We start from the raw sequence: 21040 nt of genomic DNA on the forward strand, positions 1-21040 counted from the left end.
GGGCATCGAAGCTTTTGGCGAAATTTCATTGATGAAACTATTTGCTCCAAAAAAATCAAACAGGGATTTAAAACTCTTTAGTTCCATTGCATACAATGATGCAAAATACATAACAGGAAGCATCAATCAGGCAGGCGTAAATAAAAAGATTAAAGGAAATAGTGTAGAAAACGCACCGGCCTGGGTTTATAAAAGCGGCCTGGAATTTATTTGTAAAAAAGTATCTTTTAATTTTCAATATAGTTATACTAGTAAAAGTTACAATGATGCCTTTAACACAGCATCCAGCAGCAATGGAGTAATTGGAGCGATTCCGGCTTATCATGTTTTGGATTTTAATTGCAACTGGCAGTTTAGCAAACAGTGTCATTTGTCGGCAGGTATCAACAATTTTACAAACGAAAAATATTTTAACAGGCGAATTGCATTTTACCCTGGACCGGGAATTTTACCAGCTGATGGAAGAACATTTAATATCTCGGTAGGAACAAAATTTTAATTATTAAAAATTAATCAAATTGCAACCGATATAAATTCAGTACAGCAAAGCAAAGGTCTTCCCCCTTAGAAGAAATTGAAGTTATCTTTAAACAGATCAAAAGACAATAACAATACTGAAAAACTTTAATTATAAACAGGAATTTGTATTGATTCAAATTATTGAACCTGGTGTAAGCTTTCCTTGCAAATGCTGGCTGATCCTGCATTGGTAGCGGAGTATGCTACATCGTTTAAATTTGAAAGCAGCGAAAGCGCCAGTAAATTAACCGGCACAAGCAGCCTTCGGGGGAAATAATTTTTGGTAATTGGGATTAAGGCTCGTAACAAAAAACGCCTGCCACTGTAAACTGTTAAAAAAAGGGCAGGGGTATTTTGATACAATTGGGAAGGCTGCCGTGATGAATTTACTGGATTATGATAAAAGTTTCATGACATTTGAAAGGCAATATGCAAAAACTATTTTTGGTTTACAAAATAACACGATTGTTGGCGTTGCTCATTTGTACAAAAAAACGGTAAAGCCATTGATAACAGTAGAACTTTTTTCATGGTGAACTTGTGGCTATTTTTATTGTGTTGATAGCTGTTTTGTCTTGTCTCTTAAATCTAATTTATTAACCATTGCAAGTGCTAAAATGTACTTTCCAAAAACTTAATTGGTATTCGTAAAGAGATAAAACAATTTGTAAACTGTGCAAATCTTCGTCGTCAGCTTCTGTATTTAAATCTTGGTATCCATCTTTACCGTTAAGATATAATGCAGTCGCCATTTCTCGAAACTGCTACCATTTTATTTTTGTAAGTCTCCATTCAAATCTCCCTTTGTCAATTTGTTTCAATCCGATGTTGGTTGTATCGTTATATGCCTTTATTGCAACATGATATTTTTGGTCTAAGCACTTGAGGATTGAAAAGTCAATTAAAGGAGATCCTTTAGAAAGTTGAAGAAAAGCTTTTTCAATTTCTAGTAGCCCTTGGATGTCAACTGAAATTAAGACGCAATCGTTGCCTTTTACATTCTCAAAAAAACCGGTCCTGATATATTTAGAAGTATCTGTCATTTAAAATCGCTACGAAGTTTTTATCTATGCTAAAATAAGTAACTCCATTCTATCAAACCGTTTCCTTTTATTACTGAAAAATAAGAAGTGTCTTTAATTAGCAAACTAAATATTACTCTGTATCACAAAACGTTCATTCCTGCACTCCTCGCTCATGAGGATAGGTTTCATGAATGGGAAATATTTCGTTATCCTGCGGTGACAAACATCCAACTATTCATGCTATTTTAAACAAACAATATTTCAATGTTTATTTACGGGGGTTACCATAAAAGAATACTTTCGTCTGAATGCAATTTGAGGATGGCTATTATTTTTTTGGTAGATTTATAACATGAAACGATTGATATTATTTTGCCTCGCCATTATTCCCATGGTATTAATGGCGCAACAGGCATCTACGCTTACACCCGATAAAATTTATGGAGATCTTTTTATACAGGTTCAGTTGCAGCGAATTTTTCCAGATGGTAAAACTTTTGTTGACTGTACTCCAAAAAGAAAAGTTGCAGACATTATGTACGATTATGGCCTCGCAAAAGGCCCTAACTTTAACCTGAAAAAATTTGTGGCGGATAACTTTGATATGCCCGTTATTCCCACCATCAATTACACATCCGATACAAAGCAAGACCTTGCAACGCACATTAAAAGTTTGTGGCAGGTTTTAAAACGCAATCCGGATGTGGCTGTTGAAGGCAGTTCTTTATTGCCATTATCCTATCCCTACATTGTGCCGGGTGGCCGCTTCAGGGAAATTTATTACTGGGACAGTTACTTTACCATGCTGGGCTTAAAGGAAAGCAATGAATGGGAGATGATTGAAAACATGATCAACAACTTTGCTTTTCTCATCAATACCTACGGACACATTCCCAATGGTAACCGAAGTTATTATTTAAGCCGCAGCCAGCCCCCTTTTTTTGCCATGATGGTAAACCTGCTGGCTGATAAAAAAGGTGCTTCGGTTTATGCCACCTATCAAAAAGAATTACAAAAAGAATACGATTACTGGATGGATAAAACAGCTGCTACCAAACATGCCGTTACCATGCCTGATGGAAGTATTCTGAATCGATATTACGATGCAGATATAAAACCAAGGCAGGAAAGTTTTAAGGAAGATTTTGAAATCGCCACTACAGAATCCAGGGGCGACGCTGCAGCCTTTGAAAAAAAAAGCAAAGAGTTAAGAAGCGGGGCTGAGAGTGGCTGGGATTTTAGCAGCCGCTGGTTTGCAGATGGTGAATCTATTAATACCATTCAAACTACCAATAGTATACCCGTTGATCTGAATGGCCTTATGTTGAACCTGGAACTCACACTGGCAAAGGCTTACAGGCAAACAGGTAATATTTCGGCAGCCATGGAATATACCAATGCTGCTGCAAAACGAAAAGCGGCCATTAACAAATACTGCTTTAACACAAAACAAAGCTGGTATTACGATTACATAATCTCAACCAAAAAACAAAGCACAGAACAAACCATTGCCGGCGTCAGTCCTTTGTTTTTTAATATTGCATCCAAAAAACAATCCGCTGCAATAGCCGCAGTATTAAAAGCTAAATTTTTAAAGTCCGGCGGCGTGGTGAGCACTTTAAAAACCACCGGCCAGCAATGGGATGCCCCCAATGGCTGGGCACCGTTGCAATGGATAGCCGTAAAAGGTTTGGATAACTATGGATTGAAAAACCAGGCGAAAGATATTGCAGCAAGGTGGGTTGCGCTGAATGAAAAAGTGTATACCAATACGGGTAAAATGATGGAAAAATACAATGTAGTGGATAGCAAGCTGGATGCAGGTGGCGGCGAGTATAAGTCGCAGGATGGCTTTGGCTGGACTAATGGAGTTTACCTGGCTATGAAGGCAAAATTACAGGAATGGAAAAAGACGGAAACCATGCCGCGGAAAACATTAAAAAAAGGTATTTTACAGTAAAGCAGCTATACCAGCGGTTGTACTGCCTTATTAAAAATTCTTTTTCATAATAACGTTTATTTGCCGATACGAATGTCAGATGTTATAACGCTCAAAAAAATTTCACAGCTACTTAATATAAGTATCTCTACTGCTTCCCGGGCATTAAAAGATCATCCGGATATTGCAGATATTACCAAACAGAAAGTGAAGGAACTGGCAGAAATGCTGGAATACGAACCCAATCCATTTGCCATACAATTAAGCACCAGCCACAGCAATATATTTGGTTTAATTGTGCCGGAAGTCAGCAATCTTTTTTACACCTCGTTTATTGATGCGGTTGAAAACGAAAGTAGAAAAGTTGGGTATACACTCATCATTCTTAAAACGGATGATGATGCCGAAATTGAGGCCAACCACATTAAATATTGTAAAAAGCAACGGGTAGCAGGATTGTTTGCCTGCATTACCCCCGGCACTTCCAATTTCGAATTGTTCCAAAGCCTGAGCAAATCCAATATCCCGGTAATATTTTTCGACCGGGTACCGGATAACACTAATTGCAACCGGGTATGTTTTGCCGATGAAACAGCCGCCACCATAGCCGCAGAAGCCATCCTCAAAAAAAATAAAAAAAAGGTGCTGGCAATTTTTGCAGAGCCAAGTTTGTCCATATCTCAAAAAAGACTCAAAGCATTTAAAAACGTTTTTGAGCAAAATAATACTGCTCCGGAATTACTCATTTACCATGCCAGCCATGCCGAAAATACCAAAGAAATCATAAAACAAAAATTGCAAGCGGATGAAAGACCGGATACTATATTTTGTATGACAGATGTTATTTTAACCCACACCATGAAAGCCATCCAGGAGCTTGGTCTTAAAATTCCGCAGGAGGTTGCTGTGCTCTCTATCAGCAACAGCGATTTCTTTCCCAAATTATACACCCCCGAAATTACCTATGTAGAAACAAGTGGTTACAAGTTAGGCGAACTGGCCCTCTCTGCTATGATGACCTGTGTAAATGAAGATGTACCTTACCAGGAATTGTACATAGATTCTTATTTGGTAGAAGGGCAATCTTTATAATATCCATATCTTAGCAGGGATATTAAATGCTCACATCAAACGTTTGCAGAAAGGCATAAAAGTCGTTCCACCCATTCTATAATTATCTTTCTGCAACGATATATTTAAACGTTGCCTGCATATGTCATTATTAAAGCCCCGGCTTAGTTTTCAGCAAATCATCAACATGAATGTTGGCTTTTTTGGCATTCAGTATAGTTTCGGTTTACAGCAAAGTGCTGTTAATCCCATTTACGATTTTTTAGGCGCTAAGCCCGATGAAATTCCCTGGCTTAACCTTGCCGGTCCGCTAACAGGTTTAATTATTCAACCCATCATCGGGGCATTGAGCGATAAAACCTGGCATCCGAAATTTGGCCGGAGAACACCGTATTTTCTTATTGGCGCTATGATCTGCAGCATTGCATTGTTCCTGTTTCCTTTTAGCAGTGCTTTGTGGATGGCAGCTGGTTTATTATGGGTATTGGATGCCGGTAACAATACCGCCATGGAACCTTACCGTGCTTTTATAGCCGATAAATTGGATGCAACCCAGCAGCCCACCGGCTTTCAGGCGCAGAGCTTTTTTACCGGCTTTGGACAAACCCTGGCGAATGTTTCGCTGTTTATTTTCCCGATGATCTTTATTGGCAAAACCGGCAAGTTGCCCACCTGGGTTTTTGCCTCCTTTTTTTTAGGGGCTGTTTGTTCCATCGGTTCTGTTTTGTGGAGCATTAAATCAACACCTGAAATACCGCCTTCGGCAGATGAACTGGAGGAATTAAATAAAAAAAATAAAGGAATGCCTTCTCCGGTTGTGCAGTTTTTTTTATCCATTCTTACTACCGTTGTTGCTTATGTAGTTCTTATTGCACTCATCATACCCTCTTTTTTTTCAAAGGGGTTATACAGAAAATTCCTGAATTACGCTGCCACTCACCCAACCATTAAAATATTATTTGCCCAAAATATTGAGATTATTGATGCCATATTAAGTATGCCTAAAGTAATGTGGCAACTGGCACTGGTGTATTTATTTCAATGGTATGCTTTGTTTTGTTACTGGCAAAACTCCTCCAAAAGTATTGCCTTATCTGTATGGAAAACTACTCCTCAGCAAAACGGTGCGTTGTATGAAAAAGCCGTGGGCTGGACAGGACTTGTAAACGGATGGTATAACATTGTAACGTTTTTATGCGCCTTTGGGTTGGTATGGTTTGCAAAAAAATATTCTCCTAAAATGGTGCACTTTGGTTGCCTGGTGCTGGCGGGTGCTGGTTTGCTTGTTTTCCCGCACATTGAAAATAAATATTTACTTTTCCCGGCCATCACCGGCTTCGGTATTGGCTGGGCCAGCATGATGGGTATTCCTTATTTAATGGTAGTAAGCAAAATTCCGAAAGAAAGATATGGCGTTTACATGGGCATCATCAACATGATGATTGTAATACCTATGCTTATACAAACAACTACTTTTGGCTTCATTTTAAAGCATTTTTTAAATAATGATGCAAGAAATGCCGTTTCATTTGCCGGAGCGTTTTTGTTAATTGCAGCCTTGCTCACACTGCTGATAAAAGCCGCGAAAACTTCGGACGGTATCAGCATACCTTTCAGTGGCGGGCATTAGAATTTGTTTTATTTTTTATTAATTATATGGTCATAAAATAATTTAATTGTATGAATATTGTTTCAAATAAACCTGCAGAAATAAAAGGCAAAATACTTTGCATCGGCGAAGCATTGATAGATATGATTTGTACCGATAAAGGCAAGTCACTTTCTGACGGTAATAATTTTTTAAAAAAAGCCGGTGGTGCACCAACCAATGTTGCTGCTGCAATTGCTGCCCTGGGTGGCAATGTAGAACTGGCGGCTAAGGTTGGGATTGATCCCTTTGGAAAACACCTGATAGAAGTGATGCAGGATTTTGGTATTTCAACAAAATATGTATTGCAGGATGAACATTATTTTACCACATTCGCTTTTGTTTCACTAATGGAAAACGGCGAACGCGATTTCTATTTTAACCGTGGGGCGGATGGACAATTAAGTCTGGCGGAAGTAGACAATATTAACCTGGATGAATTCTCTATTATTCATTTTGGTTCTGCTACAGGATTTTTGCCAGGCCCTTTGCAGGCTGCTTACCAGGGCTTATTGCAAAAGGCTTTATCGAAAAATATCTTTATCAGTTTTGACCCCAACTTTCGCCAGCTTTTATTTAAAACAGAAACCAAAACATTTATCGATCAGTCGTGGAATTTTTTAAAATACTGCCATTTTTTTAAAGTAAGCGATGACGAAGCCTTGCTGATTACAGGGGCATCCAACTTAACAGATGCGGTGACCATTTTGCTGGAAAAAACAACGGGTATTTTTGCTATTACACTTGGTAAAGAAGGAACAATGCTCGGGCTGAATAAGAAGACAGTAGTTGTTCCCAGCATACCAGTAAAGCCTGTGGATACTACCGGCGCCGGCGATGCATTTGTGGGGGCGCTGTTATACCAGCTAAGCGATAAATCGCTGGATCAAATACTGTCATTATCAGAAATTGAATGGCATCAAACGGTTGTAAATGCAAATAAAGCAGGTGCCCGTACCTGCGAATACATGGGTGCAATGGAAGCGTTTAAACATTTAACCACCGATATTTTTAAGTAACAGTTACAGAGAAAAATATGTATGATTATTTATTGCATCAGGAAATAAATTCTGCTCTTTTAAAATTTAGAATTGGTAAGGAGGAAGATGACCTGTCTTTTTACAGTCGTTTAATTGCCAATGGTTCAACAATACAATCATTGTACCATGAGCTTTACAAACAACATCCCAGGGCCGGCACTCAGTTCAATTTATTGATAGATACACTTGCAGCAGCCCATAAAATAAGAAAACCGGCATTAAAAAAAACAGATGTCGCCAAGGCAGAAAAAGGCCATTGGTTTCTAAGCAACGAAATCACGGGGATGAGTTTATATGTCGATCAATTCTGCGGCAGCCTCTCCAATCTTGGCGACAAGCTTTCTTATTTTGATAAACTCGGTGTAAATTTTTTACACCTGATGCCTTTGTTTGAAAGTCCTGCCGGGGAAAGCGATGGGGGCTATGCAGTGTCTGATTTTAGAAAAATAAATGACCGGTTTGGTACGCTGGAGGACTTAATAGCCTTGCAGCAAAAAATGAATACAGCAGGCATGTACCTGATGACTGATTTTGTGATGAACCATACTTCCCGTTTGCAGGAATGGGCCATAAAAGCAAAGGAAGGCGACCCGCATTATCAGGAATATTTTTATATGTATGATGACCGTACCATGCCGGATATTTTTGAGCAAACCATGCCAGATATTTTTCCTGAAACGGCACCGGGTAGTTTTACTTATGTTCCGGAATGTGATAAATGGGTGATGACTGTTTTTCACAATTACCAGTGGGATCTTAATTTCAGCAACCCCGCTGTGTTTGTAGAAATGCTGAACATTATATTATTTTATGCCAACCTTGGCATGGATGTATTGCGCATTGATGCGCCTGCTTTTATCTGGAAAGAACCCGGCACCACTTGCCAGAATTTACCCAAAGCGCACACCTTGTTGCGCCTGCTGAAACAGTGTGTACAGGTTGTCTCTCCGGGAATGGCATTGCTGGGCGAAGCCATTGTGGCTCCTAAAGAAATCATGTATTATTTTGGCACGGGTAACTACACAGCTAAAGAATGCGACTTTGCATACAACGCTACCCAAATGGCATTGCAGTGGGATGCACTGGCAACCGGCGATACCCGGGTAATGCTGGCTGCGCAGCACGAACTGCTAAAAAAACCTTACGGCAGTTCCTGGATAACTTATACCCGTTGTCACGATGACATTGGTTTGGGATATGATGATTATATGATTCAGCAGGCATCTTTTAATCCTTATCAGCACCGAAAATTTTTAAAAGATTTTTATTCGGGTAATACACCCGGTTCCACTGCAACAGGTGCTTTATTTTCTGTAAATCCAAAAACACAGGATGCAAGAATCAGTGGTACATTGGCATCGCTTTGCGGATTAGAAAAAGCCATCAGTAACAACGATGAAGCAGCAATCAATACCGCCATCAACCGGATCATTTTAATGCAGGCCTGCAGCTTTTTTATTGGCGGGTTGCCTATGTTATTTTATGGAGATGAAGTAGGTTACACCAACGATTACAGTTACCTCAGCAACCCGGCAAAAAATTACGATAACCGCTGGATGCATCGCCCGGTAATTGACTGGAATAAAAATAATAATATCGAAATGGAAGGCTCAAGTGAGCAACGTATTTTTAAAGCTACCCAACAACTTATCAGTCTTAGAAAAAGGCTATCCATGGTGGCAGATTTAAGCAACCTCACCTGGCTTACACCCTACAACATTCATGTAGCCGGATTTTTGCGACAGAAGGAAGACCAGCGTTTATTTTGTTTTTTTAATTTTAAAAATGAAGTGGCTTTTGTTGACTGGCAGGCGGTAAAAGAAAAAGGAAATCCACCGATAGTATTGTATGATCACTGGAATCAGCAGGAACACCTCGTGGGAAGGGATCGGGAATTTTTGATAATTGAACCTTATTCTTTTTCTTTGTTGGAAGCCAAGTAAAAAACTATCTCATTACTGCTTTAGAAATGTACGAAAGATCTATTTTACTTCAACAAGAGGAATTGGGGGATATCTAATTAGAATCTTACTTACAGGCTTAAATGTGTCTACAGGTGCATGGTCCATGCATGGGTACCACTCTAAATTTTACAAGTTTATCTAAAAAAATGTAACACGGATAACACTAATTAAAATGATTTACACCTGAATTTCTGAACCTCTTTTTTTATCTTCCCAACCGGCATCATTCGCATTAATCATTTGTAACAAAAAAGTGCATATTTCAGATACTGCTCATTTTCGCCTGGGTAGTTATAGACGCTGTGCAGTAAAAACGGCAAAAGAATTGATTTCGGTTTTTTGTTTCTTCGGCAAATGATATTTTGTAAGCCTCTCAATCGACGTTTTAAGAATTACACCAACCTTCATGTTATACAAGGCTGTTGTTTCCGGAAGTATTTTTTTAAGTGCATGCCAATAGAACCGGTAAAGTTAAAAGTATATTGTTCATAGTTTTGGTACTTTGTAACAAGTCATTCAAAAAAATCTGCCAATGCACTTTTTACAAGCAGATGTGTATAGCCATTATCGGCTGTATAGGGATTGTAACCCTCTGTATCAAAATAATAAATATCCTCTTTTGGATGAAGTAGGCATCAGTTTGTTTTGATGGATCCACTGCCGGCTAAAAGTATCACTGATTATTTTTTGATGTTAAACCAATTTTATGACCTGCTTTTGCATAATACAAAATGCATAAGTAGCAGGGTACAACAACCCAATAAGCATGATGGGGTGAAAATTTATCTGCTAGCCATCCATATAAAAGCGGCAGCAATGCACCACCGCCAATGGCTGCTATTAAAAGGGAGGAGCCCGTTTTTGTAAACCTGCCGAGGCCGTTAATTGCCAGTGGCCAGATAGAAGGCCACACAAGCGAATTGGCAAGACCCAGCAAAGCAATAAATGCTACAGAAACATAACCATTTGTTAGCAGCGCCATACCCACAAAAATAAGCCCCAGCGTTGCAGACAGTTTTAACACCCTTACCTGTGAAATATATTTTGGAATAATAATGATTCCTATCACATAGCCTGCCAGCATTAAGCTAAGCGTACAGCTTGTAAAAAATTTGGATGTAGAAATTGGAATGCCTTGTGATGATCCGTAATTTATAATTGTATCGCCGGCAATCACTTCTGTTCCTACGTAAAGAAATAAGGTTAACACTCCAAAAAGTAAATGTGGAAACTGAAGGATACTGGTTTTATTACTATTGGAGAAAGCAACTGTTTTGTCTTCTGCATCTGTATCTATTTCAGGAAGCGCCGATAAGCGGATAACTATAGCCAGTAATAGCAGTATTGATGCCATAACTGCATAAGGTACTATAACGCGTTGTGCCAGATTGTTTAAAATTTCAGTCTTCGGTATCAGGGCCATACCGGCGATACGGCCTTTTATTTCGTCGGCATCTTTTAAAATAACAGCTCCTAAAATTAATGGTGCAATTACCCCGGCTATACCATTACAAATGCCCATTATACTTATTCGCCTGGCGGCGCTTTCCAACGGGCCTAGTATTGTGATGTATGGATTTGCGGCTGTTTGTAAAATAGCCAGACCCGAACCTTGTATAAAAAGACCACTAAGAAATAACAGGTACGATCTTGCCAGGGCAGCAGGAATAAATAAAGAAGCTCCCGCAGCCATGATGAACAAACCGACTGACATGCCTTTTTTATAACCGGTGCGTTTTAATAAAGCTGCTGCCGGAATAGCCATTACCATATAGGAAATGTAAAATGAAAAGGCTACCAGATAGGATGCCAGATTATTTAATTCACATGCAATCCGGAGATAAGGTATTAGTACAGAACCCAGCCAGGTTAAAAATCCAAATACAAAAAACAATGTACCGATAATAAAAATGGGTTTGTTTAATCGCATAAATCAAAAGGCTGTTCTTCAAGAAGTAATATAGTGCTATTTCAAATGGTCAATTGCGGTTTTCACACTGCCATGTTGAAGTAATAAAGTCTTTGCTTCTTCATAGGAACCAATAGCCGTTCTACCCATTAGCATTTTTACCGCACGGTCGGTTATCTTATTATTGATCAGTTGAACGTGTATCATTTGGTTATCTTCCACTCTGCCAAGCTGAATCATTGCGGTGGTACTGATCATATCAAAAAGTATCTTTTGTGCTGTGCCACATTTCATCCTGGTACTGCCTGTAATAAATTCTGGTCCTGTAATTACTTCAACAGGGTAATCAGCTTGTTTGGCAATAGGAGAACCTGGATTACTTACAATGCATCCGGTGGTAATATTATTTTTGCGGCAAGCCTCCAGTGCGCCTAATACAAAAGGCGTAGTGCCACTTGCAGAAATACCTATAACTATGTCATTTATTGTTACATTTTCATTTACCAGTCTTTCCCATCCTTCATAAAAATTATCTTCCATTTCTTCCCTGGCTTCAATTAAATGCTCAATACCACCTGCAAGAATGGTGTTTACTATTCCCTTTTCTATTCCGAAGGTGGTAGGTAATTCAATAACATCCAATACAGAAAGCCGCCCACCGCTTCCGGCACCGAGGTAAAACATCCTTCCGCCTTTTTTTAATTTATCTACAACAGCATAGATGAGCTGATTAATTTGTGGCAAGGCTTCTTCTATGGCCCGGGTTACGGTAGCATTTTCATTATTAATTAAAAAAGTAATCTCTTCTATCTTTTTTGATTCAAGATTCCGGTGAACAGACGGTTGCTCTGTAATAGTGGTCATAACATTAGGTTAGTGTTAAGTTTGCGTTTTTTTTCTTACTTTTTTTGTAAAAGTATGTACATTCACGCAAAAATATGTAGTTTTAATTTTAACGTATAATTAAAAACAAATGTTGAAGGAGGAAAGGCATAAAATTATTTTAAGGGAAATAAATCTTCACAACAAGGTGCTGACTACCGATTTAAGTGAACATCTTATTGTTTCTGAGGATACGATACGCCGGGATTTGAATGAGTTGGCTGACCTGGATTTGATTTTAAAAGTGCATGGGGGAGCGATGAGTAAAACTTTTCATTATCCGTTTGATGGACAACATCCGGTTTACGCACATCAGGCAAAGCAGGTTATTGCACACAAAGCAATTGGGCTTTTTAAAAAAGATATGTTGATTTTAATGGAAGGAGGAACGACCATCATGGAAATTGCCAAACAAATACCAGGGGATTTACAGGCTACTTTTTTTACGGTATGCCCGCAAGTAGCCCTTAAGTTGGCAGAGCATGAAAATATTGACGTAATAACCATTGGCGGCAGGCTTGCCAAAAATGCCAATATACATACCGGGGCAGGTGTAATAAATGAATTATCCAATATAAAATTTGATTTGTGTATCATTGGTACAAATGGTATTTCAGTTCAGAATGGTCTTACTGATTCAGACTGGGAAGTGGTACATGTTATAAAAGCAATGATAGACGCAGCTAAAAAAGTAGCAGTGGTTTGCATTGCGGAAAAATTTAACACAGTCCAAAAAATCAAGATCAGTGATATATCGGATGTTGATTATATAATAACAGAGTTATCGCCCGACAGTCCGGTATTGTCTGCTTATACAGGAAAAGCTAAACCCGTACTTATATAAGTGGGCCAAAAATAATTTACCATAGTGACGGGTTTTGACGAGCAGAACCGAAGTTGATTTAACCAGGTTAAATAACCTGCTCAGTTGTTTACAATTGACCAAAACAAAGTCAAACAATATTAATTCACAAAAAAAGATGTCTGATTTCATCACTGAAAAAAAACCAACATGAGAAAGAAAATTTTATCCACATCAATATTGCAATGGCTGATATTGCTGGGACTTACACTTGTAACAAATACGTATGTTATAGCTCAGAAAGAGCAGACTATAAAAGGGAAAGTATCCGATTTAGCGGGCCCTCTTGCCGGAGCAAGTGTATCGGAAAAGGGTGGTAAAAACACCGTGATGACTACAGCATCCGGAAATTTTGAATTATCCGTTTCAGGTTCAAATGCCAGGCTGGTGGTTTCCTTTGTAGGATATACCGCTGCAGAAATTCCTATTAAAGGAAAAACGGTCATTAATGTAGTGCTGGAAGCAAGTAACGGTAACGTACTTTCAGGTGTGGTGGTAACGGCGCTGGGAATCACGAGGACAAAAAAATCACTCGGCTATGATGTAGGGCAAATAAGCGGCGAAGACATGAACCGGGTGGCACAAACAAATGTACTGAATGCGATGGCGGGCAAAGTTTCTGGTGTAACAGTAAGCTCAACTGGTGCATCTCCAACATCTTCCGTTAGCGTAGTTATTCGTGGTATGCGTTCATTAAACAGTGATAATCAGCCTTTATTTGTTATTGATGGAGTACCACTAAAAAACTCAATGAATAATGTTGGTACCAATAATGGTAATAATAATGATGTTGATTATGGGAATGTATTATCAGATTTAAACCCCAATGATGTAGAAAATGTATCGATATTAAAAGGACCCAGCGCTGCAGCCTTGTATGGCTCAAGAGCGGGTAACGGTGTTGTATTGATTACAACTAAAACGGGTAAAAAACAAAAAGGCCTTGGCTTAACATTTAGTTCAACCACTGAAACAGCCACTCCTTACCACTACCTTCCTACTAACCTAAACTATACCTCAGGCAACCATGCTTATACAGAAGCCAACGGTGCCAATAGCCTGAATGGAGTATTGGTTGATTTGGGAAATACCACCACTTATCGTTTTGGTACCCCATTAAACCAGGGATATAATGCCATTCAATTCAACAGTCCAAAAGATGCCAACGGTAATTATATACCAATGCCATTAACAAGCCATAATAATATGGCAAACTTTGTTCAAACCGGACTTACTACCACCAATAGTCTTTCTGTTGAAAATGCTACTGAAAAAGACAATTACCGTTTCTCTTACTCAAATACAACCAACAAAGGAATTATCCCAACTACCGGATTGATGAGGCATAATCTTTCTTTAAATGTTGAGCATAAGTTGAACGATGCTTTAAAAATAACTTCTGTTATCAGTTATAACAGGTCAAGTTCCGACAATATCTTAGCTTCTAATGATGGTGTGTTAAAGGCGGTTGCTTATTTATCACCAAGTACCGATGTAAGGCAAATGAAAAATTACTGGCTAACACCCGGTATACAGCAACGTAAACCATTACCGCCCGTAGCAATTGATGGATCAGATTTATGGGACCAAACGAGTGGCGATTACGAAAACAATCCATGGTTTGTACTTAACCAGGTTAAAAATAGTTTTTTGCGTAATCATTTATTTGGAAATATTAAAATTAACTACCAGGTAAATAAACACATAAGTGCATTTGTCCGCTACTCGCAAGATCTGTTTTATGAAAACAGAGAAACGAGGATATCTAAAAGCTATAACGATGAGCAAAAAGGGTTTTATAGCTTATCAAATAGTATGGCCTCAGAAAGCAACACCGATTTTCTTGCCACTTACCAAAATAAGGTTGGTAATAATTTTGATTTATCCGCTTCGGTGGGTGGAAATCTCCTGTACACTTATGGATCTGGTTTAGCTACTTCCTCTGCACAACATAGTGGAATTATAGCACCTGAATTTTTCAACCTGTCCAACATTGCTCAAAGCAATATCAGGTATGCTTCGGGATATTCTCAAAAAGCAGTATATAGCTTATACGCCACTACTTCTTTAGGCTACAAAAATTTAGCTTATCTTGATGTAACAGGTAGAAATGACTGGTCGAGCACATTGCCTGCGGCTAATAACTCTTATTTTTATCCTTCGGCTTCCGTTAGTCTGTTGTTAAACAAAATAATAGATTTTGGTAAAAATGTAAATTTATTTAAACTAAGAGGTGGTTGGGCAAGTGTGGGTAAAGATACCGACCCATACAACCTGTTGCCATCAGTAGGCATGGGTAGCTTTGGTGGTATTGTAACACAAGGAACCGGCGGAACTTTGAAGAATCCGAATTTAAAACCGGAACAGGCTATTTCAACTGAACTAGGATTAGAGATCAATTTATTTAAAAACCGGTTACGTTTTGAAGGAACTGTTTACCGTTCTGACAATAGTAACCAGATATTGGGCATCTCCACACCTGCTTCCTCAGGATACAGCTCAAGGCAGATCAATGCAGGGTTGGTACGCAGCCAGGGTATTGAGTTAAGAGTTGCCGGAACGCTTATTTCTAAAAAAGATCTTACCTGGGATTTAAGTGTGAATTACACCAAGAACGATGCGTATGTTATGTCCTTAACCAATGGTGTGAAATATTTTAAATTCTGGGATGCGGGCAGAAGCGGCTCCTGGACGTATGCCAAGGGGGAGCCAATCCCCAATAGCTTTGATGCAAATGGACAACAGATTATCAGCGATGGTAAACTCGGTCAGTTATGGGATAACGTTGTAGCAACAGTTACAGATAAAAGTTCAAAATACTATGGTTGGCCTCTTTTGGCTGATGATGGTAGTTTACAAAAAGTTGGTAATGGCGACTTCCAGCACAAAGTTGTGGTGGGTAATTTTAATCCTAAATTACTGCTGGGTATTCAAACTTCACTTACTTATAAGTCAATTACGCTGAATGCAAGTATTGATACACGCTTAGGGGGTACTTTCTTCTCTCAAACCTATCGTTATTTGCAATCAGATGCGGTGATGGGCAGACAGACAAATCTGGGAATTAAAATTCCTGATCAAAATAAAAATGATATCCCCGGTTACCTTAAAGCAAATGCAGGCAGCCTTATTATACTGCCAAATAATTATGATCTGTTTCATGTTGTAGGTGGACCAAATGCAGCTTCCGGAGGGTTTCCTTTTAAAGACGGTGACAATGGAATTACTTTCAATGATGGCAGTTTTTATCCGGGTGTTTACAGTGATGGTAGTGGAGGTTATATTGAAAACCTGGGAGACCCTGCTACTACAAAATATGATTATTATGGTGATGCAACAACCGGTAACTGGGGGTTTGACAGATTTAGTATGTTCGATGCCTCTTATATTAAATTAAGGGAATTAACCATTTCAACTGAATTACCAAAAAGATGGTCAAATAGCCTTAAAGTACAAGGCATGTCCTTGGGTTTATATACCAGAAACATCATCATCTGGACCAAGGCAAAAGCAGGTATTGATCCTGAACTGGCTTACCAGATGCAAACTGGTACTCAGGGAAATGGCTCTCAGTTCAGGCAAGGGGTAGAAAGGTTCAATATTACACCATGGACAATACCGGTAGGTGTAAAACTAAATGTACGTTTCTAAGCCAATCAAATAATATTATCAATTTAGTAATATCTAAAAAAAGAAAAAAATGAAAAGCGCAAAAAATAAGATTACGGTTATCTGCGTTTTATTGGCAATAATAACCTTGGGTGCCTGTAAAAAATTTTCAGTACTTAACAGCGACCCTAACTCAATTACATCCGATGTAGCTTCACCGGATTATCTGATGGCAAATGTGCTTACCCAATCAGCTACCTGGTATGGTAATCTGGGATCGGGGGATTTTTCCGGCGCCATGCAACAAACCTACCAGGATGCTTTTGGCAATGGGTTTAGTGGCTATGCATGGGACCCTAAATCCTGGTCACAGAACTATGGAATACTAAGAGATAATAAACTTTTTCTGCAAAAAGCACAAACCAATGGCTGGAATTTTCACCAGGGAGTGGGTTTGGTAATGCGTGCTTTTAGCTATGGCAATATTGCAGATTTTTGGGGCGATGCGCCTGATTCAATGTCCTTAAATGGGGATCAGTCAGGCAGCCAAAATTTATTCCCCGTCTTCGATCCACAGGAACAAATTTATGCCCGCGTTATTGCCGATCTGCAGGCAGCCATTCCTTTCTTGAGTGGCACTATGAACGACCATCCTGAAATTACCGGAGTTACACAAACTTCTGATGTATTTTATGGCGGCGATCCTGGTAAATGGAAAAAATTAGCTAACTCAATGTTGCTGCGTTACTATATGCGCTTATCGTCTAAAATGGATGTAAAGGCAGGTGTTGAAGCCGTGGCAGCCAATGTTATTCAAAGTAACGATGAAGATTTTATGATGACTTTATCTGGAAATGACCAGTCTTCCTCGTACCAGTTTTGTACCGTTTTTAGCGGAGCTTCCGGGTTTCATAGAAATAAAATGTGTGGTACACTTACTATGAAGCTTAAAACTTTGCAAGATCCCCGCATTGTTATAATGGCTGAGCCAATAGGAACCCCTTCTATTAGAGATGGCAGTAAGTTTACTCCGGGAGATAACAGCACTCTTACCAACATAGTTGGTGGAGTGAGGTATATCAATCCCGCTGCCGCCACTGCTATAGGATTTAAACAATATGATCCTGCAACATATACACAAGACAGACCGTTTGGTGCAATTGCAAGTAGTTTAAAGAGCTTATATGATACCTCATCAAGGTATGTAGGTATTCCGGCAAGCTATGGTACTACCGATTACGGCTATAACATTAATACATCGGGTAGCCAGCCAACTTCCTTAAACAATTTTGTATCCTACCTGCGTGTTGATATTTATGATAATAAAAGCGGTCCTCTTTTAGCACAAAGAGTTTTATCATATGCCGAAATATGCTTTGACTTGGCAGAAGCTGCACAAAAGGGATGGAGTGTAGGAGGTACTGCAGAACAATGGTATAAAAAAGGCATCAAAGCATCATTCGATAACTGGCAAGTTTTCAGTAATCACAGTAATGATGTGGACAATTATTATGGTTGCGTAAAAGATTATAACAGTTATATAGCACAGCCTGCTGTAGCTTTTGATAACACCCTGCAAAGAATTATAGAACAGAAGTGGATCGCATCCTGGCAGGCCTGTAATGAGGCTTATATGGATTGGAGAAGAACCGGCTATCCTCTATTAACAGTGGGTTGGGCTTCCTTCCGCGGCGTCATTCCACTTCGTTTTGCTTATGACAATACAGAACTGCAAAACAATGCAACCAATGGCGATGCAGCCATTGCTAAATTAAAAGCATCTGCATATATAGGCGCAGACGGCAATAACAGCTCCTGGTCAAAATTTTGGTTGGTGGATGGAACAGGTAAGCCGTGGTAATAAATTTCAGAAATAGCGCTATGGCTCAAAAAATGTTATTGGTATTTGTTTCAGTTATTATGGGTCTGTTTTCTTATGCCCGGCTAAACCAAACGTTTAACCTGATGCCCGTACCTGCGTTAGTAAAGGTAAATGCTGGCAGGGTTGGCATTAGCGGGCAATTCAGGGTAGCTGTAACAGGTAAACCCAATTCCCGCATGTATTCAGAAGCCAGCAGGTTTGTAAGGCGTTTGAGCAACAAAACCGGGATTTTTCTTGATATGCAGGGTTATGTAACATCAAATGATACGGATACTACATCCACATTGCTTATAAATATACAACGGCCTGGATTGCTGAAACTGGATGAAGATGAAAGTTATACACTTGAAATCCATACAGGGAAAATCAGGATTACTACAGTTACTGACCTTGGTGCTATACATGGGTTGGAAACTTTATTGCAACTGGTAAGTGCGGATGCGGCAGGATATTATTTTCCGGGCGTATCCATCCGCGACAATCCAAGGTTTGCCTGGCGGGGGTTATTACTGGATGTAGCCCTGCATTTTATGCCAGTGGATGTAGTGAAAAGAACACTGGATGGTATGGCCGCAGTAAAGATGAACGTACTGCATCTTCATCTCTGTAACGACCAGGGTTTCAGGGTGGAGTCAAAGCTTTTTCCACGGCTGCAACAGATGGCTTCGGATGGTATTTTTTATACACAGCAAGAGATCAATACTATTGTAAATTACGCTGCGCAAAGAGGGATCAGGGTAGTACCGGAATTTGTTGTTCCGGCGCATACTACTGCAATACTTACTGCGTATCCTGAGTTTGCAAGTGTAAAAAAAACTTATCAGTTACAACGATATTTTGGTGTGTTTGATCCGGTGATGGATCCTACCAATGAAAAGCTGTATCCTTTTTTAGAAAAGCTTTTTACGGAGATGTCGTCTCTTTTTCCTGATGACTATTTTCATATTGGCGGGGATGAAAATACAGGTAAAGACTGGGCTGCTGTTCCGCATATAAAAGCATTTATGAAGGTTCATGGCATGAAAACCACCATGGATTTACAAACATATTTTAACCAGCGATTATTACCCATCATCAAAAAAACCGGCAAAAAAATGATCGGGTGGGATGAAGTGTTACAACCCGGATTGCCCAAAGAAATTACCATTCAATCCTGGCGGGGAAACGAAGCTTTTTACAGCTCGGTAAGAAAAGGGTATAAGGCAATTCTTTCTTACGGTTACTACATTGATCTGATTCAACCTGCTTCTTATCATTACCTGAATGATCCCATTCCTGACAGTGTAAAACTGACCGAAATACAAAAGAATTTTATACTAGGCGGCGAAGCAACCATGTGGAGTGAACTGGTGACCCCTGTAACAGTAGATTCGAGGATTTGGCCCCGTACTGCTGCTATTGCAGAAAGATTATGGTCGCCTAAAACAGTCAATAATGTGGATGATATGTATCGCCGGCTTGATATAGTTAGCCTGCAACTGGAGTCACTTGGCCTGCAGCATTTATCTTATAAACAAGTATTGATGCGGCGGCTCTGCAATGGCTATAATACAAAACCATTGGAAGTATTGGTTAGCGTGTTGGAACCATTGAAAATATATGAACGCAATGAAGGCGATACCATGTACACCGTGTTTTCACCTTTTACAAAACTTGCGGATATAGCTTCACCCGACCAGGAGGTGCCAAGAATATTTAATGAACAGGTAGAAGCATTTTTAATAAATCTATCCACGATTTCTGAAAAAGAAATTAGGGATAAACTAATCCTTTGGCAGGAAAATAATGTAGCATTTAAACACCTGCTGTTAAATTCACCAGCGCTGTCAGAAGCATCCCTGTTATCAGAAAATCTTTCAGCATTGGCCGCCGCCGGATTGGAAGCATTGCAATATATACACGATAAAAAAACGGCGGATACGGAATGGCTGAAACAAAAAATTGCTATAGCAACCAGCGCAAAACAACAAGGAGGAAGATGTGAAATACAAGTGGTAAATGCGATACAAAAATTAGTAGAAAGGGTAACCATTTTGTAAAGTTTTAAATAATGGGGGAATCATTTTTCCAAAGTTTAAAACTTTAGAAGAGATAAAGAACTGCGTTGAATTTTTTTTAAATTAGTAATAGTTATGAGAATATTCACTTTCTTAATTTTTGTTTTATTCTTTTTAAAAGGAGCCTACAGCCAAAAGGGTTCCCAAAGCTTTTCTGTAAATAAATTATATAAAGCCGGAGATAAATTTTTGCAGGAATACCATGAGGGGTATCCTGTGGGAAAAACTGCTGCTGAAAATAATGTCCGGAGTATTGCAGTAGATAAATCATCTGCTATTTACATAGCAACAGCTGCAGGAGCATTCAAAAAAAATGAAGGCGAAACTACCTGGAATTTATTGCCCTTTTCCGATACGGATAAAGGGCCGGCCTATGTTGTAGCCGTAGATATCAACGGAGTGATTTGGATAGGTACATGGAAAGGAGTTTTTAAACTTCAAAACAATTTACTGCAGCAGGTTCCGGGTACCAGTGGCCCTGTGTCAGTTATTTGTACCTCTAAAGAAGGTGTGTATGCGCTCGGTCCGGAAGGCGTTTGGATAAGTACAGGTAATGAATTTGTAAAGAGAGATTATGCCATTGCCCGTTCTGTACGCGGCGCTGTTTCAGATGGTAAAGAAGGGTTGTGGGTA

The 21040-nt window shown here is 39.3% G+C and carries 14 protein-coding genes; 12 read left to right on the plus strand and 2 right to left on the minus strand.

From position 1 onward, the window contains the following. The 7 genes from H7254_RS13080 to H7254_RS13110 all read left to right on the plus strand — a co-directional run. The coding region (locus tag H7254_RS13080) for a TonB-dependent receptor (RefSeq protein WP_301933391.1) at nucleotides 1-499 on the plus strand (499 nt) is incomplete at its 5' end. 307 nt (nucleotides 500-806) lie between these two features. Further along, nucleotides 807-1055 carry a hypothetical protein gene (locus H7254_RS13085; protein WP_301933392.1) on the plus strand — a complete coding sequence of 83 codons (249 nt, stop codon included), beginning with the start codon at nucleotides 807-809 and terminating at the stop codon, nucleotides 1053-1055. A gap of 841 nt (nucleotides 1056-1896) precedes the next feature. Continuing rightward, nucleotides 1897-3504: an alpha,alpha-trehalase TreF gene (gene treF, locus H7254_RS13090; protein WP_301933393.1), complete on the plus strand. Its 1608-nt coding sequence runs from the start codon at nucleotides 1897-1899 to the stop codon at nucleotides 3502-3504. A gap of 72 nt (nucleotides 3505-3576) precedes the next feature. Continuing rightward, entirely contained in the window at nucleotides 3577-4575 is a 999-nt protein-coding gene (locus H7254_RS13095) for a LacI family DNA-binding transcriptional regulator (RefSeq protein ID WP_301933394.1), read from the plus strand. A gap of 121 nt (nucleotides 4576-4696) precedes the next feature. Then, nucleotides 4697-6184 carry an MFS transporter gene (locus H7254_RS13100; RefSeq protein WP_301933395.1) on the plus strand — a complete coding sequence of 496 codons (1488 nt, stop codon included), beginning with the start codon at nucleotides 4697-4699 and terminating at the stop codon, nucleotides 6182-6184. 50 nt (nucleotides 6185-6234) lie between these two features. Further along, a complete protein-coding gene (locus H7254_RS13105; RefSeq protein ID WP_301933396.1) occupies nucleotides 6235-7221 on the plus strand; it encodes a carbohydrate kinase in 987 nt (328 codons plus the stop codon). Nucleotides 7222-7238: 17 nt separating this feature from the next. Then, a complete protein-coding gene (locus H7254_RS13110) occupies nucleotides 7239-9185 on the plus strand; it encodes an amylosucrase (RefSeq protein WP_301933397.1) in 1947 nt (648 codons plus the stop codon). A 694-nt stretch (nucleotides 9186-9879) separates the two neighbouring features. On the opposite strand, the gene H7254_RS13115 is transcribed toward H7254_RS13110, so the two are convergent. Both H7254_RS13115 and H7254_RS13120 read right to left on the minus strand, forming a co-directional pair. Next, nucleotides 9880-11136 carry a sugar MFS transporter gene (locus H7254_RS13115; protein WP_301933398.1) on the minus strand — a complete coding sequence of 419 codons (1257 nt, stop codon included), beginning with the start codon at nucleotides 11134-11136 and terminating at the stop codon, nucleotides 9880-9882. A 36-nt stretch (nucleotides 11137-11172) separates the two neighbouring features. Continuing rightward, nucleotides 11173-11979 (minus strand): N-acetylmuramic acid 6-phosphate etherase, encoded by an 807-nt coding sequence (locus tag H7254_RS13120; RefSeq protein ID WP_301933399.1) that lies wholly within the window; start codon nucleotides 11977-11979, stop codon nucleotides 11173-11175. 109 nt (nucleotides 11980-12088) lie between these two features. Here H7254_RS13120 and H7254_RS13125 point away from each other — a divergent pair, with 109 nt between their 5' ends. The 5 genes from H7254_RS13125 to H7254_RS13145 all read left to right on the plus strand — a co-directional run. Then, on the plus strand, nucleotides 12089-12841 hold the full coding sequence (locus H7254_RS13125; RefSeq protein ID WP_301933400.1) for a DeoR/GlpR family DNA-binding transcription regulator: 753 nt from the start codon (nucleotides 12089-12091) through the stop codon (nucleotides 12839-12841). Between the two features lie 168 nt (nucleotides 12842-13009). After that, on the plus strand, nucleotides 13010-16510 hold the full coding sequence (locus H7254_RS13130; RefSeq protein ID WP_301933401.1) for a SusC/RagA family TonB-linked outer membrane protein: 3501 nt from the start codon (nucleotides 13010-13012) through the stop codon (nucleotides 16508-16510). A 49-nt stretch (nucleotides 16511-16559) separates the two neighbouring features. Next, nucleotides 16560-18329 (plus strand): SusD/RagB family nutrient-binding outer membrane lipoprotein, encoded by a 1770-nt coding sequence (locus H7254_RS13135; RefSeq protein WP_301933402.1) that lies wholly within the window; start codon nucleotides 16560-16562, stop codon nucleotides 18327-18329. Nucleotides 18330-18349: 20 nt separating this feature from the next. Next, nucleotides 18350-20389, plus strand: coding sequence for a beta-N-acetylhexosaminidase (locus H7254_RS13140; protein ID WP_301933403.1), 2040 nt, complete (start codon nucleotides 18350-18352; stop codon nucleotides 20387-20389). A 93-nt stretch (nucleotides 20390-20482) separates the two neighbouring features. Next, a partial coding sequence (locus H7254_RS13145; protein WP_301933404.1) for a hypothetical protein occupies nucleotides 20483-21040 on the plus strand: 558 nt, incomplete at its 3' end.

This window comes from Ferruginibacter sp. (genome assembly GCF_014377975.1).
In the GTDB taxonomy this organism is placed as follows: Bacteria; Bacteroidota; Bacteroidia; order Chitinophagales; family Chitinophagaceae; genus Ferruginibacter.

Coding starts and splice junctions, on each gene's coding strand:
- H7254_RS13135 (WP_301933402.1), top strand. CDS start 16,560: ATGAAAAGCGCAAAAAATAAGATTACGGTTATCTGCGTTTTATTGGCA.
- H7254_RS13130 (WP_301933401.1), top strand. CDS start 13,010: ATGAGAAAGAAAATTTTATCCACATCAATATTGCAATGGCTGATATTG.
- H7254_RS13125 (WP_301933400.1), top strand. CDS start 12,089: ATGTTGAAGGAGGAAAGGCATAAAATTATTTTAAGGGAAATAAATCTT.
- H7254_RS13120 (WP_301933399.1), bottom strand. CDS start 11,979: ATGACCACTATTACAGAGCAACCGTCTGTTCACCGGAATCTTGAATCA.
- H7254_RS13115 (WP_301933398.1), bottom strand. CDS start 11,136: ATGCGATTAAACAAACCCATTTTTATTATCGGTACATTGTTTTTTGTA.
- H7254_RS13110 (WP_301933397.1), top strand. CDS start 7,239: ATGTATGATTATTTATTGCATCAGGAAATAAATTCTGCTCTTTTAAAA.
- H7254_RS13105 (WP_301933396.1), top strand. CDS start 6,235: ATGAATATTGTTTCAAATAAACCTGCAGAAATAAAAGGCAAAATACTT.
- H7254_RS13140 (WP_301933403.1), top strand. CDS start 18,350: ATGGCTCAAAAAATGTTATTGGTATTTGTTTCAGTTATTATGGGTCTG.
- H7254_RS13095 (WP_301933394.1), top strand. CDS start 3,577: ATGTCAGATGTTATAACGCTCAAAAAAATTTCACAGCTACTTAATATA.
- treF (WP_301933393.1), top strand. CDS start 1,897: ATGAAACGATTGATATTATTTTGCCTCGCCATTATTCCCATGGTATTA.
- H7254_RS13100 (WP_301933395.1), top strand. CDS start 4,697: ATGTCATTATTAAAGCCCCGGCTTAGTTTTCAGCAAATCATCAACATG.